The sequence below is a fragment of the Phytobacter palmae genome (assembly GCF_039409775.1).
Lineage (GTDB): Bacteria > Pseudomonadota > Gammaproteobacteria > Enterobacterales > Enterobacteriaceae > Phytobacter > Phytobacter palmae.
Genome location: NZ_JBCIVJ010000011.1, coordinates 127,606 through 145,076, shown reverse-complemented (window position 1 = coordinate 145,076; position 17,471 = coordinate 127,606). Strand labels below are relative to the sequence as shown.

The window sequence follows — 17,471 nt, the reverse complement described above, 5'->3', positions numbered from 1 at the left end:
AATTTCATTTTGCTTTTTTCGCATAAATATAATCAGGAAATTCATATCCACAAATTAGAAATCAATAGCTAATTTTGTTGCTTAGACAATGCAGAAAAATAAATTAAAGATGGAAACATATTAATAAATAAATCCGAGAAACCCATGCCTGATTTTAACGCCTCACCGCTGGTCGATGCGCTGGAAGAGAATTTATTCAGTGTACTGGAAAAACTGGCAGCCCAGGTGAACACGCCTGATTTACCGCTGATCGATCTCTCGAGCGGCAGCCCGGATCAACCCACGCCGCCGGAAGTGGTCGCTTCGCTGCAGGCTGCGATTGAGAGAAGTGAGAACCACGGGTATCCCTCATTCTGGGGCAAGCCACAGGTCCGCCAGGCCATAGCCGATTTTTATCTGCGCCATTACGGCGTGGCGCTCGATCCCGACAGCGAAGTGGCGGTATTCCAGGGGTCCCATATCGGGGTAGGCGGGATCCCTCGCGCAGTCCTCAGCCCAGGGCAATATCTGATTTCTACCGACCCCTGCTATCCCATTTACCGCTCGGCGGCATTGCAGTCTCAGGCCTGTTTTTACGGTCTGCCACTTCGTGCGGAGAATCAGTTCCTGCCTGATTTCAATGAGGTACCGGACCACGTTGCGGATAATGCCGGGCTGATTGTGCTCAACTATCCACATAACCCGACGGGTGCGCTGGCCACACCGGAGCTGTTCGCCAGCGCGTTGCGCTTCGCCCGGCGTTATCACGTGCCGATCCTGCATGATTTTGCCTATGCCGCCATTGGCAGCGATACCACAGACACTCCGCTGAGCCTCTTCTCACAACTTGACGCGAAAGCGTGGGGAGTAGAGACGTATACCTTCTCGAAGACCTTTAATATGGCGGGCTGGCGCTTTGGCTTTGTGGTCGGCAACGCCTCGATCATTCGGGCATTTAAAAAATTGCACACTCACAGCTACAGTACGGTGTTTGGCGCGATTCAGGATGCGGCGGTCACGGCGCTCGCCCTCCCCTCTGAACGTTTAGCGCAATTGGTCTCGGTCTACCACCAGCGTCGTGAACGCGTGTTACAGCGCCTGGCGGCGCTACGCTGGCCGGTACGCGAAACGCAAGGGACTTTTTTCCTCTGGCTTGCGGTACCGCCTGCGTTTAACTCGCAGCAATTTGCCCACTTGTTGTTACAAGAGGCGCATGTACTGGTCGCGCCTGGCACAGGCTTTGGGCAAGGTGGAGAAGGTTTTGTCCGCATTAGCCTGACGGCGGGAGAAGAGGCATTGCAAAGCGCGCTGGATCGCATTGCCGGGCTGAATCTTTTTTAACAAAAAGAGTGACGTGCGAGACGTCTTCCATAACCGGGAGATGAACCTTTTTTCCTCTGCGCCCATCATGCTACATTGCCAGACAGTGCTCAGTTAAAGGAACTCGCTTAATGATACGTTTTGCTGTCATTGGCACAAACTGGATCACACGCCAGTTTGTCGATGCCGCCCATGAAACGGGCAAATATAAACTCACGGCGGTGTACTCCCGCAGCCTCGAACAGGCGCAGGATTTCTCCCGGGATTATCCTGTCGAACATCTTTTTACCTCGCTGGAGGCCATGGCGCAAAGCGATGAGATTGATGCAGTTTATATTGCCAGCCCCAACTCGCTGCATTTTCCGCAAACCCGACTCTTTCTCAGCCATAAAAAACATGTCATTTGCGAAAAGCCGCTGGCGTCGAACCTGCACGAAGTGGAAGAGGCGATTGCCTGTGCCAGAGAGCATCAGGTCGTCCTGTTCGAAGCCTTTAAAACCGCCAGCCTTCCCAATTTTGTGCTGCTGAAACAGTCGCTTGCGAAAGCAGGCAAACTGCGCAAAGCGTTTCTCAACTACTGCCAGTACTCCTCGCGCTACCAGCGTTACCTGGATGGCGAAAACCCGAACACATTTAATCCGGCCTTCTCTAACGGCTCGATTATGGATATCGGTTTTTATGTTCTGGCCGCCTCTGTTGCGCTCTGGGGCGAACCGAAGGGCGTGCAGGCCACCGCCAGCCTGCTGGAAAGCGGTGTCGATGCTCACGGCGTGGTCGTACTCGACTATGGCGATTTTAGCGTCACGCTGCAACATTCCAAAGTAAGCGACTCGGTACTGCCAAGCGAAATTCAGGACGAAGCCGGTTCGCTGGTTATCGAAAAGATTTCCGAATGCCAGAAACTCTCTTTCGTGCCGCGTGGCGGTAAAGCGCAGGAGCTGACGCAGCCGCAACATATCAACACCATGCTGTACGAGGCGGAAACCTTCGCCAGTCTTGTCGAGCAAAACGAAGTCAATCATGCGGGTCTGGCGGTCAGTCGTATTACCGCGCAATTGTTGACGGAAATCCGCCGTCAAACAGGGGTAGTATTCCCGGCAGATGATGTAAGCGTGGAGCTGCCAGCGTAAAGGTATGTAAAACAGATGTTACAGATCATTGACGAGGAGAATGGTCTGTCATATTTTGTTACGAGCAAAGGGGAGTAACTTCGTTGCCGGTGGGTCGTCATTACGATGCGTCTACCCTAAAAATTTCGTGTTGCAGGAAAATGGCAAGTAAGAGAGCCACGAAGAACTTACATAAGTGGGTGATTCGGGTGAACGAATGTAGCCAACGCGCCTGCGGTTCGAAATATGACGGGTATAAGCATCCGGTCGCCGGGCGTCATTAACGTGACGTAAGTGAGACCTTGCCGAAAGGCGAGGATCCAATTGCACCTAAGCATGCGGCTGACGTCTTTCGACGTTAGCCGTTTTTGTTTATACCCGTCATCATCAAAGTTGACGGGCAAGGTGCTGAGGAACCTCACATGAATACAGTCGGAACACCGCTACTCTGGGGCGGCTTCGCCGTTGTTGTCGTTATCATGCTGGCTATCGACCTCCTGCTTCAGGGGCGACGTGGCGCACACACGATGTCCATGAAACAGGCGGCCGTCTGGTCTCTGGTCTGGGTTAGTCTTTCTCTCTTGTTCAACGCTGCTTTCTGGTGGTACCTGGTGCAAAACGAGGGCCGCGCTGTTGCCGACACCCAGGCGCTGGCGTTCCTGACCGGTTATCTGATTGAAAAAGCGCTGGCTGTGGATAACGTCTTTGTCTGGCTGATGCTGTTCAGCTACTTCTCGGTTCCCGCTGCGCTACAACGCCGCGTGCTGATCTACGGCGTGCTCGGTGCGATCGTTCTGCGTACCATCATGATCTTCGCTGGCAGCTGGCTTATCTCCCAGTTCGAATGGCTATTGTATGTCTTTGGCGCATTCCTGTTGTTTACCGGCGTGAAAATGGCGCTGGCAAAAGAGGATGAAGGCGGTATTGGCGACAAACCCCTGGTCCGCTGGTTACGCAGCCATCTGCGTATGACGGACAAGATCGAAAACGAGCACTTCTTTGTGCGCAAGAATGGCCTGCTGTTTGCCACGCCGCTGCTGCTGGTGCTAATTCTGGTTGAACTAAGCGATGTGATATTTGCGGTCGACAGCATTCCGGCGATTTTTGCGGTCACTACCGACCCGTTTATCGTGCTGACGTCTAACCTGTTTGCGATCCTGGGCCTGCGTGCGATGTACTTCCTGCTGGCGGGTGTGGCAGAACGCTTCTCCATGCTGAAATATGGTCTGTCGGTGATACTGGTGTTTATCGGTATCAAAATGCTGATTGTTGATTTCTTCCATATCCCGATTGCCATATCGCTTGGCGTCGTAGGCGGAATTCTGGTGGTAACGCTGTTGATTAACACGTGGGTTAACCACCGCAACGACAAACATAAGCTCTCTGAATAAAGTATTTAAGAGGGCAGTTAACGCTCCCCTGCTCCGCCCTCTCTGAAGAGAGGGCGTTTTTCTGAATTTTCTCCTGCCAGTGCCTGAAACCGCCCTCTGAAACGCGAATTCTTTATACTCGACCGTTACACCTTTTGGTGCAACACCGATGGAACGCCAAAAAAACAAGGAGAACAGATGCAAATACAACCTAATACGACATGGTTGCAACGCATGATGCGCGGCAATATCGTCAAACAAATTCTCGCCGGACTGGTGCTGGGCATATTGTTGAGCTGGCTTTCGCCTGATACCGCTCTCGCCACTGGCATGCTGGGCACACTGTTTGTCGGTGCGCTAAAGGCCGTGGCCCCGGTTCTGGTATTGTTTCTGGTGATGGCCTCGGTGGCTAACCACCGACAGGGGCAAAAAATCAGCATTCGCCCTATTCTGCTGCTCTACTTAATCGGCACCTTCTCAGCAGCGGTGACCGCGGTGATTATCAGTTTTCTGTTCCCTTCCACCCTGCATCTGGTAGCAGGCGCGACCGATGTTGTCGCGCCTTCCGGTATTATTGGCGTACTGGAAGAACTGCTGAGGAATATCGTCGCAAACCCGTTTGATGCGCTGATTAAAGGGAATTATATCGGGATCCTGGTTTGGGCAGTTGGCCTCGGCTTCGCCCTGCGCCACAGTAGCGATGCCAGCAAAAACCTGCTTAACGATCTGTCCAGTGCGGTGGCGTTTATGGTTACGTTAGTTATTCGCTTTGCGCCGCTGGGTATTTTTGGTCTTGTGGCATCAACACTGGCGGCAACGGGCTTTGGCGCGCTCTGGAACTACGCACAACTGCTGATTGTCCTGGTCGGTTGTATGTTACTGGTAGCGCTGGTGATCAACCCGTTACTGGTATGGGTGAAGATTCGCCGTAATCCCTACCCACTTGTTTTTATCTGCTTGCGTGAAAGCGGCGTGACCGCTTTTTTTACCCGTAGCTCGGCGGCAAATATCCCGGTAAATATGGCGTTGTGCGAAAAACTCGGGCTTGATAAAGACACCTATTCCGTATCGATCCCCCTGGGGGCGACGGTCAATATGGCAGGCGCGGCGATCACCATTACCGTGCTCTCGCTGGCAGCAGTACATACACTGGGAGTGACCGTGGATATACCCACGGCGGTGCTCTTAAGCATAGTGGCTTCGCTCTGTGCCTGCGGTGCATCCGGGGTGGCGGGCGGCTCGCTGCTGCTTATTCCACTGGCCTGTAACTTATTCGGCATTTCAGCCGATGTTGCCATGCAGGTCGTCGCGGTCGGCTTTATTATTGGCGTCGTGCAGGACTCCTGCGAGACCGCCATCAACTCCTCAACCGATGTGCTATTTACCGCGGCCGCCTGCCTGTCAGACGCCGAGCGCACGTCGTTAAAGCCTCTGCGCGATTAACGCGGAGAAGTACTCTCTTTTTGCAACGCGGTTTCGACTTTAAACGGGTCGATGCCGCGTTTTTGCATCCGCCAGAAACGGATAATATTCAGGCCATTCACCACGAGGAAGCTGCCTTCTATCAGAGTGCCGCCAATCGATCCCAGCCACAGATTATGCGTGACCCAGCAGGCGGTTGAACACCACATGACGCAGCGCACAGAAAGCCCTTTGCAGCGAAACAACGCCCAGGTGCTGGCAACCGTACCAATGATCGGCAGCAGTTCAACCGGGTGGTGTAATTTGATCAAACCAAAAAAAAGCGTCAGCGCAATAAAGACGGCCATAACCCATAGTTTGCGGGTATACATAGAGATAACGGTACGTATGGCATTAAGTTCTGCACTCATGCCAGCAGGCAGTGCGCCCATCAGAAAAAAATGCGCGCCGATCGTGGCGCTATAGAGAGAAAGCTGGAGTTTGAAACGTTTTTCGTCGCGGTTAATAAACGTGGTAATACCGATAAGAAAAGCAAGTACACCAACGCCCTGGGCTAACCAATACGCGCTCATGGAAGATCCTTGTTAATGACACAAAAAGAAACGACGCTTCACAATGTGAAACGTCGTTTTATATTAACAAAATGTCAAATCTTTTGCTTTATAAAGTTACGCCGCTCTTGAAGATAGCCAGCTCGCGGAACTCGTTACGTTCATTGCAGGTCTGCTTACCGTTGGCAAAATCCACGATCGCATCCACGAACTCGCTCAGCAGTTGCGGCATGGTTTTCCCGTGAATAAGCTGGCCCGCATCGAAATCGATCCAGTGTTTCTTCTTCGCCGCCAGTTCGCTGTTGGTCGCGATTTTTACTGTCGGAACAAAACCGCCATAAGGGGTACCACGACCGGTACTGAACAGCACCATGTGGCAACCCGCTCCCGCCAGTGCGCTGGTTGCAACAGCATCGTTACCCGGCGCACTCAACAGGTTGAGCCCGTGGGTTTTCAGGCGTTCGCCGTAACGCAGCACGTCCACCACCTGGCTGGCCCCCGCCTTTTGTGTACAGCCAAGCGATTTTTCTTCCAGCGTCGTGATTCCACCAGCTTTGTTACCCGGCGATGGGTTTTCGTAGATCGGCTGGTTATGCGCGATAAAGTACTGTTTGAAATCGTTCACCATGGTGACCGTCTTCTCAAAAGTCTCTTCGTCGCGGCAATGACTCATCAGAATCTGTTCTGCACCGAACATTTCCGGCACTTCGGTTAATACAGTGGTACCGCCGTTACCGATAATGTAATCAGAAAAACGTCCCAGCATCGGGTTCGCAGTGATCCCGGAAAGTCCGTCAGACCCCCCACACTCCAGACCAAACTTGAGCTCGCCCAGTTTGCCTGGCTCACGCTTGTCGTGGCGCATCGCTTCGTACAATTCGTACAGATGTTCAATGCCCGCTTCCACTTCGTCGTCCTGGTGTTGGCAGATCATAAAGTGGACGCGGGATGGATCGTATTCGCCCAGCGTTTCGCGAAACGCATCAACCTGGTTGTTTTCGCAACCCAGACCAATGACCAGCACCGCCCCCGCATTCGGGTGACGTACCATATTTTGCAGCATGGTACGGGTGTTGATATGGTCATCGCCCAGTTGTGAGCAACCATAGGTGTGGCTAAACAGGTGCACGCCGTCGATATCTTCGGCATTGTGCGTCTCTTTCAGAAAACGGGTCTGGATTTGGCGGGCGATGCCGTTAACACAGCCTACCGTCGGCAGGATCCACAATTCGTTGCGAACCCCGACCTCTCCGTTTGCACGGCGGTAGATCTGCACATCACGATCGGCCGCCGGTGCATTTTCATCAATAAGATCAGGTTGATAGCTATACTCATCCAAATCGCTCAGGTTGGTACGCACGTTGTGAGAATGGATATGTTCGCCTGCGGCGATATCCGTTGTGGCATGGCCGATAGGAAGGCCATACTTAATAACATTCTCACCCGTCGGGATGGGCTGCAGAGCAAATTTATGTCCGCGTACCACCGCCTGACGAAGCAGAATCTCGTGACCCTCAACAACAACTTCTGTGCCTTCGGCGAGATCCGCCAGCGCTACCGCGACATTATCCAGCGAGTGGATCTTGATGTATTGCATATCAACCTCAAACGGCCTTAGTTCAGTTCAATCGCGAAGTAGTCACGCGCATTGTTAAAGCAGATATTTTTCACCATCTCGCCCAGCAGCTGGATATCAGCCGGAGCTTCACCCGCGTGCACCCAGCGGCCAATCATCTGGCACAGAATGCGACGGAAATATTCGTGACGGGTATAAGACAGGAAGCTACGGCTGTCGGTCAGCATGCCCACAAAGCGGCTCAGCAGACCGAGCTGCGCCAGTTGGGTCATCTGACGTTCCATACCGTCTTTCTGATCGTTGAACCACCAGCCGGAACCAAACTGCATCTTGCCTGGCATACCTTCGCCCTGGAAGTTGCCGATCATGGTGCCCAGCACTTCGTTATCACGCGGGTTCAGGCAGTACAGGATGGTTTTCGGCAGCAGGTTTTCTTCGTTCTGCTTGCTGAGTAATTTCGACAACTCTTCCGCCAGCGGACGGTCGTTGATGGAGTCGAAGCCCACGTCTGGCCCCAATAACTTGAACTGACGCAGGTTGTTATTACGCAATGCACCAATGTGATACTGCTGTACCCAGCCACGACGGGCATATTCCGCGCCGAGGAATACCAGAACGGCAGTTTTGAACTGCGCGACTTCATGCTGGCTCAATGCCTCACCGGACAGACGACGTGCGAGGATGCTGTCCAGTTCCGCGTCGCTTGCTTCGGCGAAGAGCACAACGTCAAGCGCGTGATCCGACACTTTACAACCATGTGCTTCAAAGTGATCCAGGCGTTTAGTCAGCGCCGTTTGCAGATCGGCAAAGCGACGGATGTCGGTGTCAGAAACTTCACCCAGCTTGCTCATGTAGTCGTTAAACGTGGCCAGTTCAATGTTGAAGGCTTTATCCGGACGCCAGCTTGGCAGCACTTTGATAGTGAAAGTAGTGTCTTTGGCAACCGCAGCGTGATGCTCCAGAGAGTCGATCGGATCGTCAGTGGTACCAACCATCTTCACATTCATCTGCTGCATGATACCGCGGGCAGTAAATTTATCCTGTGCCAGCAATTCATTGCCCAGATTCCAGATTTCATCCGCTGTGGACGGAGAAAGCAGCTTACCTGTAATACCAAATGGGCGACGAAGCTCTAAATGGGTCCAGTGGTATAACGGGTTGCCAATAGTATGCGGTACGGTTGCGGCCCAGGCGTCAAACTTCTCACGATCACTTGCATCACCGGTACACAGGCGCTCCGGTACACCATTGGTGCGCATTGCGCGCCATTTGTAGTGATCGCCTTTTAACCAGATGTCATACAGGTTTTTGAAGCGGTAGTTATCCGCGATCTGCTGCGGCGGCAAGTGGCAATGAAAGTCAAAAATCGGCTGATCTTTCGCGTAGTCATGGTACAGGCGGCGTGCAAATTCGGTATCTAACAGAAAATCTTCGGTCATAAACGGGGTCATTATCGTCTTCCTCTAAACGAGTGCGTCTGATGCTTACCTTAATGCTGACAAAGTTATCACACCAATTTCCAGTGGCCGAAGACTTTTTCGTGAGTTAGATCAATAAACGATGACAAATATTTACAAGATTGCGCATCAAAATCACCGCCAGACCGCGCCAGTACTGGTCTGGTGCCGCAAAGTTAAAAACCACACAAAGAAAAACACTTTTGTGATGTCACTCACCTTTTGAAGTTGTATGACAAGTTATCTTTCTGCCGTCGAATACATCAGCCGACGGAATGCATTGCCGGTGATTAAGTCATCGGTCTTTACGGTACGGATACCGAATTGAGCACGTTGAATAGCAAGGTTCGGGTCGTTCCGGTTTTTACCGGTTACGCCCTCCGTTTCCACCTCCCGACCGCAACCGGCAGGTGACCGCGCTGGCGGAATTAACATAACGATGAGGTTTACATGCGTAAAATTAAAGGGTTACGTTGGTACATGATAGCTCTGGTGACGATTGGCACCGTGCTGGGTTACTTGACGCGTAACACGATTGCTGCGGCAGCGCCTACGCTGATGCAAGAGCTGAATATCTCCACACAGCAATACTCCTATATTATTGCGGCTTACTCGGCTGCTTATACCATCATGCAGCCGGTCGCAGGTTATATCCTGGACATCCTGGGTACCAAGGTCGGCTACGCAGTTTTCGCCGTAACCTGGGCTATCTTCTGTGGCGCAACGGCGCTGGCAGGCAACTGGGGTGGCCTGGCGCTGGCGCGCGGTGCTGTTGGTGCGGCAGAGGCTGCAATGATTCCGGCAGGCCTGAAAGCGGCTTCTGAATGGTTCCCGGCGAAAGAACGTTCTATCGCAGTAGGCTACTTCAACGTTGGTTCTTCTATTGGCGCAATGATTGCGCCGCCGCTGGTAGTGTGGGCAATCGTCATGCACAGCTGGCAGTTGGCGTTCATTATCTCTGGTGTATTGAGTTTCGCCTGGGCAATGGCATGGTTGGTGTTCTACAAACACCCGCGCGACCAGAAAAAACTGACTGAAGAAGAACGCGAATACATCATTGGCGGTCAGGAAGCGCAACACCAGACCTTTAATGGCAAAAAAATGTCCGTCCTGCAGATTCTGGGCACCCGTCAGTTCTGGGGTATCGCGCTGCCGCGTTTCCTGGCAGAACCAGCATGGGGTACGTTCAACGCCTGGATCCCACTGTTCATGTTCAAAGTCTACGGCTTTAACCTGAAAGAAATCGCGATGTTCGCCTGGATGCCAATGCTGTTCGCTGACCTGGGTTGTATCGTCGGTGGTTACCTGCCGCCGCTGTTCCAGCGCTGGTTCGGTGTGAACCTGATTGTTTCCCGTAAAATGGTTGTGACCATGGGGGCGCTGTTAATGATCGGCCCGGGTATGATCGGTCTGTTCACCAGCCCGTATGTAGCAATCGGCCTGCTGTGTATTGGTGGTTTTGCTCACCAGTCTCTGTCTGGCGCGCTGATTACGCTCTCTTCTGACGTGTTCGGTCGTAATGAAGTGGCAACCGCAAACGGTCTGACCGGTATGGCGGCGTGGACAGCAAGTACCATGTTTGCTCTGGTGGTAGGCGCGTTGGCTGACACCATCGGCTTTAGCCCGCTGTTCGCCGTGCTGGCGCTGTTCGACCTGCTCGGTGCGGTGGTTATCTGGACGGTGCTGAAAAGTAAATCCGCCAGTGAATTAGAGCAGGAAAATGCGGTCGGCGGTACCGCAACACAAAGCTAGTATACGTCTTATCTGTACTACTGTTTCTCAAAAGCCGCCCACCGTTTCGGGCGGCTTTTTCTTGCCGGATTGTGGTGAGAATGACGTAAAAGTGGTATAACAAATCTACTAATGCCTTATCTTGCCTGGAGCGCATATGGAAATCACTGAATCACGTCGTTTGTACCAGCAACTTGCCGCCGAGCTGAAAAGCCGGATCGAGCAGGGTGTCTATCTTGTGGGTGACAAACTTCCCGCCGAGCGCTTTATTGCAGACGAAAAAAGCGTCAGCCGGACCGTGGTTCGTGAAGCAATCATCATGCTGGAAGTCGAAGGTTATGTTGAGGTCCGTAAAGGGTCAGGCATCCATGTTATTTCTAATCAGCCTCGTCATACCCAGGCCCCTGACGAATCGCTGGAATTTGCCAACTACGGCCCGTTCGAGCTTCTGCAGGCGCGTCAGCTGATTGAAAGCAATATTGCTGAATTTGCCGCAACCCAGGTAACCAAGCAAGACATCATGAAGCTGATGGAAATCCAGGAAAACGCGCGTAAAGAGAAGTGCTTCCGCGATTCTGAATGGGATTTACAATTTCATGTGCAGGTTGCCCTGGCGACACAGAACAGCGCGCTGGCGGCAATTGTCGAAAAAATGTGGACCCAGCGTGTTCACAACCCGTACTGGAAAAAACTGCACGACCATATCGACCTGCGCACCGTGGATAACTGGTGTGATGATCATGACCAAATACTGAAGGCGTTGATTCGCAAGGACCCGCATGCGGCTAAAGTCGCAATGTGGCAGCATCTGGAAAATACGAAACAGATGTTGTTTAACGAAACCAGCGATGATTTCGAGTTCAATGCAGACCGCTATCTGTTTGCGGAAAACCCCGTTGTTCACCTTGATACCGTAGCAAGTGGCGTAAAATAATGCTTTTCTCTGTCAGGCGCACAGCAGTCATGCGCCTGGCCACTTAAGGGTCAGTAAAAAGTATAGAGTGTCAGCCTTTGTAAATACCCTCGCCACCCCTCCTTTCGACAAGCAAAATCATTTTCTGACAAAGCGTAATTTCTCTGCCGCAGAACTATGGCATTTGTTACAATTGGACGCACTTTGCCACTGCGTGAGTTAGCGCTTGCTCACAGCGTTGTTACCAGAATAGTCAGGCTGCTGAATGCGCCACGAGCGACCATAATGTCACTATCAATAATGTCGCCGTGCTGTTTTACAGGTAATCGACGTGCCGTAAACCGATGTACCAGGAACATTGAATGGAACTTTTAAGCCAACTACTGCACGCCCTCTGGAGCCAGGATTTTGAAACGCTGGCAAATCCATCCATGATCGGCATGCTCTACTTTGTGTTGTTTGTCATCTTATTTCTTGAGAATGGCCTGCTTCCGGCCGCTTTTCTCCCTGGCGACAGTCTGTTGGTGCTGGTCGGTGTTTTGATTGCAAAAGGGGCTATGGGCTATCCCCAGACCATTTTGTTATTAACGGCGGCCGCCAGTCTGGGCTGTTGGCTGAGCTATATTCAGGGCCGATGGCTGGGAAATACGCGAACCGTACAAAATTGGTTGTCGCATCTTCCGGCACATTATCATCAGCGTGCGCATCATCTTTTCCATAAACATGGTCTCTCAGCGTTGCTGATTGGGCGTTTTATTGCATTTGTTCGCACCCTGTTACCAACTATTGCCGGAATTTCGGGTCTTAGTAGCGCTCGCTTCCAGTTTTTCAATTGGATGAGCGGCTTACTGTGGGTGCTGATTCTGACGACACTGGGTTATTTATTGGGTATAACGCCGGTGTTTCGTAAATATGAAGACGCATTGATGTCTTGTTTGATGCTGCTTCCCGTTGTTCTGCTGGTGGTTGGCCTGGTAGGCACACTGGTGGTGCTGTGGAAGAAAAAATACGGTAATCGGGGTCAATAATGGAATCGCAACGTCCCTTCCTGCGCTGGTTGTTTATGGGCATCGCCGCGACGGTGCTGTTCAGCGTACTCTTTTTCGGTTGGGTGACACTGCAGAACCGCGAATCTACGCTGGCAATACGCCCAATAGCGCAAAATACAAGTGTGCCGGATGGTTTTTCCATTTGGCATCATCTGGACGCAAATGGCATCCATTTCAAGAGCATTACGCCGCTAAACGACACGCTATTAATCAAATTTGAATCCAGCGCTCAGAGCGCTGCAGCAAAGGAAGTGCTGGACAGAACACTACCCCACGGCTACATCGTCGCGTTGCAGGATGACGACAACCAGACCTCTGCCTGGCTTTCGCGTTTACGCGATACCACCCATCGATTCGGCTGATCCTCCAGGATTCTGAATCTTTTCACCTACTTTGGTGCTTTAGCCGTTAACGTTCTATGCTTGAGTTAATGGAACCAAAGTCCACGTTATGTCACTGGATGCTGACGAGCGTTGTTTCGCCAGCCAACAATGGAAGGTTTCGACTATGAAATACCGCATCGCACTGGCGCTAGCCCTACTATCTGTAAGCGCGATGTCTCAGGCCGCCTCCCCTTGTCAGGAGAAGGAGCAGGAAATTGCGCGTGAAATCAGCTATGCCGAAAAGCACAACAATCAGAGTCGGGTTGACGGGCTAAACAAGGCACTGCACGAGGTTCGCACCACCTGTTCCGACAGTAAATTGCGTGCGGAGCATCAGCGCAAAATTGCCAGACAGAAAGACGAGGTTGCCGAACGTCGCGACGATCTCGCCAAAGCGAAACAAAAAGGCGATGCGGACAAAATAAGTAAACGCGAGCACAAGCTGAAAGAGGCCGAGACAGAACTTAAGGCGCTTGAAGCGCGTGACTACTGATTTTGATGGAAGTTAACACTCACTCACCTGGAGAGAATTATGTCTAAAGAGGCAAATACAGAACATCTGCGCGCTGAGTTGAAATCCCTGGCGGATACCCTTGAGGAAGTACTGAGCACCTCCGGGGACAAATCCAAAGAAGAGTTGAGCAAACTGCGCAGCAAAGCCGAAAAAGCCTTGCAGGAGAGCCGCTATCGCCTGGGCGAAACGGGTGATGCAATTGCCCGTCAGACCCGGGAAGCCGCTGCAAGAACCGACGAGTATGTACGTGAAAACCCATGGGCCAGCGTGGGCATTGGCGCGGCGATCGGCGTCGTGCTGGGCGTGCTCCTGACGCGTCGCTGATTATGGCGGATTCACGACACGCGCAAGGACCGGGCAAAAGCGTCCTGGGTATCGGGCAGCGCATTGTTTCCATTATGGTTGAAATGGTGGAAACGCGGCTCCGCCTGGCGGTGGTCGAACTGGAAGAGGAAAAAGCAAACCTTTTCCAGTTGCTCCTGATGGTAGGACTGACCATGCTATTCGCCGCATTCGGCCTTATGAGTCTGATGGTGCTGATTATCTGGGCCATCGACCCGCAATACCGGCTCAACGCCATGATCGCCACAACGGTGGTGTTACTGGTACTGGCGTTGATTGGCGGTATCTGGACCCTACGTAAAGCCCGCGAATCCACAATCTTGCGCCACACGCGCCAGGAACTGGCTAATGACCGCCAGTTGCTGGAAGAGGACAAACCATGAGTCACAAGGCCGAGCGTCTCAAGCGTAAAGCCCTGCTGCTCAGTCAAATTCAGCAGCAACGGCTGGATTTGACCGCTGCTCGCCGTGACTGGCTGGAAGCCACCGGTGCTTATGATCGCGGCTGGAATACCTTTCTGAGCCTGCGGTCCTGGGCGCTGGTTGGCAGCAGCTTCATGGCGGTGTGGTCGGTGCGCCACCCGAATATACTGATGCGCTGGGCGAAGCGCGGACTGGGTCTGTGGAGCGTCTGGCGGCTGGTAAAATCCACGCTTGATCAACAACGGTAATTCCTTCCCCGGCGGCACCGTGCTGTCCGGGGTAGCGACCTTTTTCACGCTAACTCCTTCAGTATCTTTGAAAAATTTCGACAGTTTTCCTTGCTAACAATCTTTTCCCGCCCCGTTTAATATCCTCTCCATCGACAGCAACCATGCGGCCAGCGCCCGTGATTGCCGAACTTTTCCCTTAAAAAGACATTGTGGTTCCCTGGAGAGAAAGATGAAAAAATTAGAAGATGTTGGTGTACTGGTAGCGCGTATCCTGATGCCAATCCTGTTCATTACCGCAGGCTGGGGCAAAATCACCGGTTATGCTGGCACTCAGCAGTATATGGAAGCCATGGGTGTCCCGGGCTTTATGCTGCCGCTGGTTATCCTGCTTGAGTTCGGCGGCGGTCTGGCTATTCTGTTCGGTTTTCTGACTCGTACCACTGCGCTGTTTACCGCAGGCTTCACCCTGCTGACCGCGTTTATCTTCCACAGCAATTTTGCGGAAGGCATGAACTCCCTGATGTTTATGAAAAACCTGAGCATCGCTGGTGGCTTCCTGCTGCTGGCTATTACCGGTCCGGGCGCATTCAGCATTGACCGCGTACTGAATAAAAAGTGGTAAGCGCTCTATACTGATAAAGAGACATGAAGCGAGGAGACATCTCCTCGCTTTTGCCATCTAAGGAGAATGCATCATGGGACAACTTATTGACGGCGTCTGGCATGACACCTGGTATGATACCAAATCAACCGGTGGTCGATTCCAGCGCTCAGTATCAGCATTTCGTAACTGGCTCACTGCCGATGGCGCACCGGGTCCGTCTGGCGAAGGCGGCTTTGCGGCGGAAAAAGAGAGATACCACCTGTATGTCTCTCTCGCCTGTCCCTGGGCGCACCGCACGCTCATCATGCGCACGCTAAAAGGCCTTGAGGATTTCTTACCGGTTTCCGTAGTGAACCCGCTGATGCTGGAAAACGGCTGGACCTTTGACGACACTTTTCCGGCGGCGACAGGCGACTCGCTCTATCAGCATGAATTTCTCTATCAGCTTTACCTTCATGCCGATCCGCATTACACCGGACGCGTAACCGTCCCGGTGCTGTGGGACAAAAAAAATCACACCATTGTCAGTAATGAATCAGCTGAAATCATTCGCATGTTCAATACAGCGTTTGATGCGCAGGGTGCGCGTGCCGGTGACTACTACCCGCCAGCATTGCGGGCGCAGATTGACGAGTTGAATAGCTGGATCTATGACAACGTCAATAACGGCGTCTATAAGGCCGGTTTCGCCACCAGCCAGGAGGCGTACGATGAGGCTGTCAACAAGCTCTTCGAATCTCTTGCCCGGCTGGAACAAATCCTTGGGCAGCATCGCTACCTGACAGGCGATCAGCTAACCGAAGCGGACATCCGCCTGTGGACAACGCTTATCCGTTTCGATCCGGTATACGTGACCCACTTTAAGTGCGATAAGCATCGCATCAGCGACTATCTCAATCTTTATGGCTTCCTGCGGGATATCTATCAGATGCCAGGCATAGCGGAAACGGTCAATTTTGACCATATCCGTACCCACTACTACCGCAGCCACAAAACCATCAATCCGACTGGAATTATCTCCATCGGCCCGTGGCAGGATCTTAACGAACCTCACGGTCGGGACGTCCGTTTCGCTTAATATTCTCGGGTGCAGCCGCTGCGCCCGAAAATATTTTACGCATCCTTTTTTCCCCGTCTATTCTTACATTGATCACTGAGAAAACAATGTATTGTGCGTCTTTCGAGGTAGAGAATGGACTGGTATTTCAACGTGCTGACCCGCTATGTCCACTTTCGCGGCCGCGCGCATCGCCGGGAGTTCTGGATGTTTATGTTGGTCAACATCATTCTCTATGGCGTGCTTGCCGTGGTGGATAATATTTCAGGCTGGCGTGCTGGTAGCATTGGCCTGTTAAGCCTGATCTACGCTCTGCTGGTTTTCCTGCCATCCCTTGCCGTTCAGTCGCGTCGATTGCACGATACCAATCGCACCGCCAAATGGCTGTGGTTGTGGTGCTTACCCGTGCTGGGTTGGTTGATGCTGTTGGCTTTCTGGAGCCAGCACGGCACCCCCGAAGAAAACCGCTTCGGCCCGGAGCCAAAAGCGTTTCCTTAAGGGACTGCCAGGGAATTATTTACCGGAGAAGAGTTTCGGGATTTCGCGCAGACACCAGGCTTTTGCTTCACCCATGCTGTCACGCCGCCATGCCATGATAATGTCGACTTCGCTGGTATATTCCGGGCTGACGACGCGCAAACGCCCTTCTGCAATATCCTGCTCAACCAGCGGATAAGGCATTGTTGCTACACCCAGTCCCGCCAGTAACGCCTGACGCTTATCCTCAATCGTACTGACCGTCAGACGCGGCTGTTTGTCCAGTAACTGCACCGTCAGGACCGGACGCTCACGCGCGGTATCCGCAACCGCCACACCGCGATATTTCACTCGTGTCACCTCAGACAGCGGTTCCGGTTCGTGGTGAATCGGATGGTCTGGTGCTGCGACATAGACGTTCAGAACCTTATACAGCTTGCGAGAGTTAATTTCCGACGAAGAGCGGAAATGCATATCCGGCGCAATCACAATGTCCGCTCGCCCCTGCTCCAGCCGCTCCCAGGCACCGGCAAGCACTTCGGTAATGATCGAGAGCTGCGTGTTGGCTTTCGCCGCCAGTTTATCAACAAGCGGGAAAAGCTCGGGGGTCGGCACCAGTGCTTCGGTGACCAGGGTCAAATGCGTTTCCCAGCCGCGTGCCAGCGCTTCGGCATCGGTAGTCAGTTTGTCAGCCGCTTCGAGCAAAACACGACCGCGTTCGAGCAGCATGCGGCCAACATTAGTAAACTTCGTTCTGTGACCAGAGCGGTCAAACAGAACAACGTCCAGCTCTTCTTCCAGTTTCTGCATCGTGTAACTGAGTGCGGAAGGTACCCGCCCCAGTTCATCTGCTGCGGCGGCAAAGCTACCGCGACGGTCAATTGCGTCCATGACGCGTAACGCTTCCAGCGTAAGTGCCCTATCTTTCGCCATTTTTGTTCTCATTCAGGAAATTTGAACATACC

20 protein-coding genes are annotated in these 17,471 nt (G+C 52.6%); 15 read left to right on the top strand and 5 right to left on the bottom strand.

Features of this window, described 5'->3' with window-relative positions; genetic code table 11:
• The first annotated feature begins 144 nt into the window (after positions 1–144).
• The 4 genes from AAIG39_RS14980 to sstT all read left to right on the top strand — a co-directional run bounded on the left by AAIG39_RS14980 (position 145) and on the right by sstT (position 5,221).
• Positions 145–1,320: an aminotransferase class I/II-fold pyridoxal phosphate-dependent enzyme gene (locus AAIG39_RS14980; protein WP_343194179.1), complete on the top strand. Its 1,176-nt coding sequence runs from the start codon at positions 145–147 to the stop codon at positions 1,318–1,320.
• A 110-nt stretch (positions 1,321–1,430) separates the two neighbouring features.
• The gene (locus tag AAIG39_RS14975; RefSeq protein WP_343194178.1) at positions 1,431–2,429 is read left to right on the top strand and encodes a Gfo/Idh/MocA family protein; all 999 of its coding nucleotides are present in this window, start codon (positions 1,431–1,433) and stop codon (positions 2,427–2,429) included.
• Positions 2,430–2,830: 401 nt separating this feature from the next.
• The gene (locus AAIG39_RS14970) at positions 2,831–3,799 is read left to right on the top strand and encodes a TerC family protein (protein WP_090083158.1); all 969 of its coding nucleotides are present in this window, start codon (positions 2,831–2,833) and stop codon (positions 3,797–3,799) included.
• 177 nt (positions 3,800–3,976) lie between these two features.
• The gene (sstT, locus tag AAIG39_RS14965) at positions 3,977–5,221 is read left to right on the top strand and encodes a serine/threonine transporter SstT (RefSeq protein ID WP_343194177.1); all 1,245 of its coding nucleotides are present in this window, start codon (positions 3,977–3,979) and stop codon (positions 5,219–5,221) included.
• Here the strand turns inward: sstT and AAIG39_RS14960 are convergent.
• The 3 genes from AAIG39_RS14960 to uxaC form a co-directional block, all read right to left on the bottom strand.
• Positions 5,218–5,772 (bottom strand): YgjV family protein, encoded by a 555-nt coding sequence (locus AAIG39_RS14960; RefSeq protein WP_090083155.1) that lies wholly within the window; start codon positions 5,770–5,772, stop codon positions 5,218–5,220. The two genes, sstT and AAIG39_RS14960, sit on opposite strands and share 4 nt — an antisense overlap.
• 88 nt (positions 5,773–5,860) lie before the next feature.
• Positions 5,861–7,348: a UxaA family hydrolase gene (locus tag AAIG39_RS14955; protein WP_090083153.1), complete on the bottom strand. Its 1,488-nt coding sequence runs from the start codon at positions 7,346–7,348 to the stop codon at positions 5,861–5,863.
• Positions 7,349–7,365: 17 nt separating this feature from the next.
• Positions 7,366–8,778 carry a glucuronate isomerase gene (uxaC, locus tag AAIG39_RS14950; protein WP_090083151.1) on the bottom strand — a complete coding sequence of 471 codons (1,413 nt, stop codon included), beginning with the start codon at positions 8,776–8,778 and terminating at the stop codon, positions 7,366–7,368.
• A gap of 456 nt (positions 8,779–9,234) precedes the next feature.
• On the opposite strand from uxaC, the gene AAIG39_RS14945 reads away from it, so the two are divergent.
• Both AAIG39_RS14945 and exuR read left to right on the top strand, forming a co-directional pair.
• A complete protein-coding gene (locus AAIG39_RS14945; RefSeq protein ID WP_343194176.1) occupies positions 9,235–10,536 on the top strand; it encodes an MFS transporter in 1,302 nt (433 codons plus the stop codon).
• A gap of 136 nt (positions 10,537–10,672) precedes the next feature.
• A complete protein-coding gene (exuR, locus tag AAIG39_RS14940; protein WP_047373008.1) occupies positions 10,673–11,449 on the top strand; it encodes a transcriptional regulator ExuR in 777 nt (258 codons plus the stop codon).
• A 209-nt stretch (positions 11,450–11,658) separates the two neighbouring features.
• On the opposite strand, the gene AAIG39_RS14935 is transcribed toward exuR, so the two are convergent.
• On the bottom strand, positions 11,659–11,787 hold the full coding sequence (locus tag AAIG39_RS14935) for a hypothetical protein (protein WP_283776166.1): 129 nt from the start codon (positions 11,785–11,787) through the stop codon (positions 11,659–11,661).
• Positions 11,788–11,790: 3 nt separating this feature from the next.
• Here AAIG39_RS14935 and yqjA point away from each other — a divergent pair, with 3 nt between their 5' ends.
• The 9 genes from yqjA (at position 11,791) to AAIG39_RS14890 (ending at position 16,527) form a co-directional block, all read left to right on the top strand.
• Positions 11,791–12,456, top strand: coding sequence for a DedA family general envelope maintenance protein YqjA (gene yqjA, locus AAIG39_RS14930; protein WP_090083148.1), 666 nt, complete (start codon positions 11,791–11,793; stop codon positions 12,454–12,456).
• Entirely contained in the window at positions 12,456–12,839 is a 384-nt protein-coding gene (gene mzrA / locus AAIG39_RS14925) for an EnvZ/OmpR regulon moderator MzrA (RefSeq protein WP_249572831.1), read from the top strand. Before yqjA ends, mzrA begins: the two co-directional genes overlap by 1 nt.
• Before the next feature lie 145 nt (positions 12,840–12,984).
• Complete coding sequence (locus tag AAIG39_RS14920; RefSeq protein ID WP_090083145.1) at positions 12,985–13,353, top strand: DUF1090 domain-containing protein; 369 nt, start codon at positions 12,985–12,987, stop codon at positions 13,351–13,353.
• Positions 13,354–13,392: 39 nt separating this feature from the next.
• Complete coding sequence (locus tag AAIG39_RS14915) at positions 13,393–13,698, top strand: ElaB/YgaM/YqjD family protein (RefSeq protein WP_039077519.1); 306 nt, start codon at positions 13,393–13,395, stop codon at positions 13,696–13,698.
• A 2-nt stretch (positions 13,699–13,700) separates the two neighbouring features.
• The gene (locus tag AAIG39_RS14910; RefSeq protein ID WP_090083143.1) at positions 13,701–14,099 is read left to right on the top strand and encodes a phage holin family protein; all 399 of its coding nucleotides are present in this window, start codon (positions 13,701–13,703) and stop codon (positions 14,097–14,099) included.
• A complete protein-coding gene (locus AAIG39_RS14905) occupies positions 14,096–14,386 on the top strand; it encodes a YqjK-like family protein (RefSeq protein WP_090083142.1) in 291 nt (96 codons plus the stop codon). Before AAIG39_RS14910 ends, AAIG39_RS14905 begins: the two co-directional genes overlap by 4 nt.
• Before the next feature lie 211 nt (positions 14,387–14,597).
• Positions 14,598–14,990 (top strand): DoxX family protein, encoded by a 393-nt coding sequence (locus tag AAIG39_RS14900; protein ID WP_090083141.1) that lies wholly within the window; start codon positions 14,598–14,600, stop codon positions 14,988–14,990.
• Between the two features lie 73 nt (positions 14,991–15,063).
• The gene (locus AAIG39_RS14895) at positions 15,064–16,050 is read left to right on the top strand and encodes a glutathione S-transferase family protein (RefSeq protein ID WP_090083139.1); all 987 of its coding nucleotides are present in this window, start codon (positions 15,064–15,066) and stop codon (positions 16,048–16,050) included.
• Positions 16,051–16,164: 114 nt separating this feature from the next.
• Positions 16,165–16,527: a DUF805 domain-containing protein gene (locus tag AAIG39_RS14890; protein WP_090083137.1), complete on the top strand. Its 363-nt coding sequence runs from the start codon at positions 16,165–16,167 to the stop codon at positions 16,525–16,527.
• A gap of 15 nt (positions 16,528–16,542) precedes the next feature.
• Here the strand turns inward: AAIG39_RS14890 and yhaJ are convergent, their stop codons facing one another.
• A complete protein-coding gene (gene yhaJ / locus AAIG39_RS14885) occupies positions 16,543–17,439 on the bottom strand; it encodes a DNA-binding transcriptional regulator YhaJ (RefSeq protein WP_039077513.1) in 897 nt (298 codons plus the stop codon).
• Positions 17,440–17,471 lie beyond the last annotated feature (32 nt).

What these genes read in the sequence shown, in the direction of transcription:
- AAIG39_RS14980 (WP_343194179.1), top strand. Translation starts at nt 145, where the DNA reads ATGCCTGATTTTAACGCCTCACCGCTGGTCGATGCGCTGGAAGAGAAT.
- AAIG39_RS14975 (WP_343194178.1), top strand. Translation starts at nt 1,431, where the DNA reads ATGATACGTTTTGCTGTCATTGGCACAAACTGGATCACACGCCAGTTT.
- AAIG39_RS14970 (WP_090083158.1), top strand. Translation starts at nt 2,831, where the DNA reads ATGAATACAGTCGGAACACCGCTACTCTGGGGCGGCTTCGCCGTTGTT.
- sstT (WP_343194177.1), top strand. Translation starts at nt 3,977, where the DNA reads ATGCAAATACAACCTAATACGACATGGTTGCAACGCATGATGCGCGGC.
- AAIG39_RS14960 (WP_090083155.1), bottom strand. Translation starts at nt 5,772, where the DNA reads ATGAGCGCGTATTGGTTAGCCCAGGGCGTTGGTGTACTTGCTTTTCTT.
- AAIG39_RS14955 (WP_090083153.1), bottom strand. Translation starts at nt 7,348, where the DNA reads ATGCAATACATCAAGATCCACTCGCTGGATAATGTCGCGGTAGCGCTG.
- uxaC (WP_090083151.1), bottom strand. Translation starts at nt 8,778, where the DNA reads ATGACCCCGTTTATGACCGAAGATTTTCTGTTAGATACCGAATTTGCA.
- AAIG39_RS14945 (WP_343194176.1), top strand. Translation starts at nt 9,235, where the DNA reads ATGCGTAAAATTAAAGGGTTACGTTGGTACATGATAGCTCTGGTGACG.
- exuR (WP_047373008.1), top strand. Translation starts at nt 10,673, where the DNA reads ATGGAAATCACTGAATCACGTCGTTTGTACCAGCAACTTGCCGCCGAG.
- AAIG39_RS14935 (WP_283776166.1), bottom strand. Translation starts at nt 11,787, where the DNA reads ATGTTCCTGGTACATCGGTTTACGGCACGTCGATTACCTGTAAAACAG.
- yqjA (WP_090083148.1), top strand. Translation starts at nt 11,791, where the DNA reads ATGGAACTTTTAAGCCAACTACTGCACGCCCTCTGGAGCCAGGATTTT.
- mzrA (WP_249572831.1), top strand. Translation starts at nt 12,456, where the DNA reads ATGGAATCGCAACGTCCCTTCCTGCGCTGGTTGTTTATGGGCATCGCC.
- AAIG39_RS14920 (WP_090083145.1), top strand. Translation starts at nt 12,985, where the DNA reads ATGAAATACCGCATCGCACTGGCGCTAGCCCTACTATCTGTAAGCGCG.
- AAIG39_RS14915 (WP_039077519.1), top strand. Translation starts at nt 13,393, where the DNA reads ATGTCTAAAGAGGCAAATACAGAACATCTGCGCGCTGAGTTGAAATCC.
- AAIG39_RS14910 (WP_090083143.1), top strand. Translation starts at nt 13,701, where the DNA reads ATGGCGGATTCACGACACGCGCAAGGACCGGGCAAAAGCGTCCTGGGT.
- AAIG39_RS14905 (WP_090083142.1), top strand. Translation starts at nt 14,096, where the DNA reads ATGAGTCACAAGGCCGAGCGTCTCAAGCGTAAAGCCCTGCTGCTCAGT.
- AAIG39_RS14900 (WP_090083141.1), top strand. Translation starts at nt 14,598, where the DNA reads ATGAAAAAATTAGAAGATGTTGGTGTACTGGTAGCGCGTATCCTGATG.
- AAIG39_RS14895 (WP_090083139.1), top strand. Translation starts at nt 15,064, where the DNA reads ATGGGACAACTTATTGACGGCGTCTGGCATGACACCTGGTATGATACC.
- AAIG39_RS14890 (WP_090083137.1), top strand. Translation starts at nt 16,165, where the DNA reads ATGGACTGGTATTTCAACGTGCTGACCCGCTATGTCCACTTTCGCGGC.
- yhaJ (WP_039077513.1), bottom strand. Translation starts at nt 17,439, where the DNA reads ATGGCGAAAGATAGGGCACTTACGCTGGAAGCGTTACGCGTCATGGAC.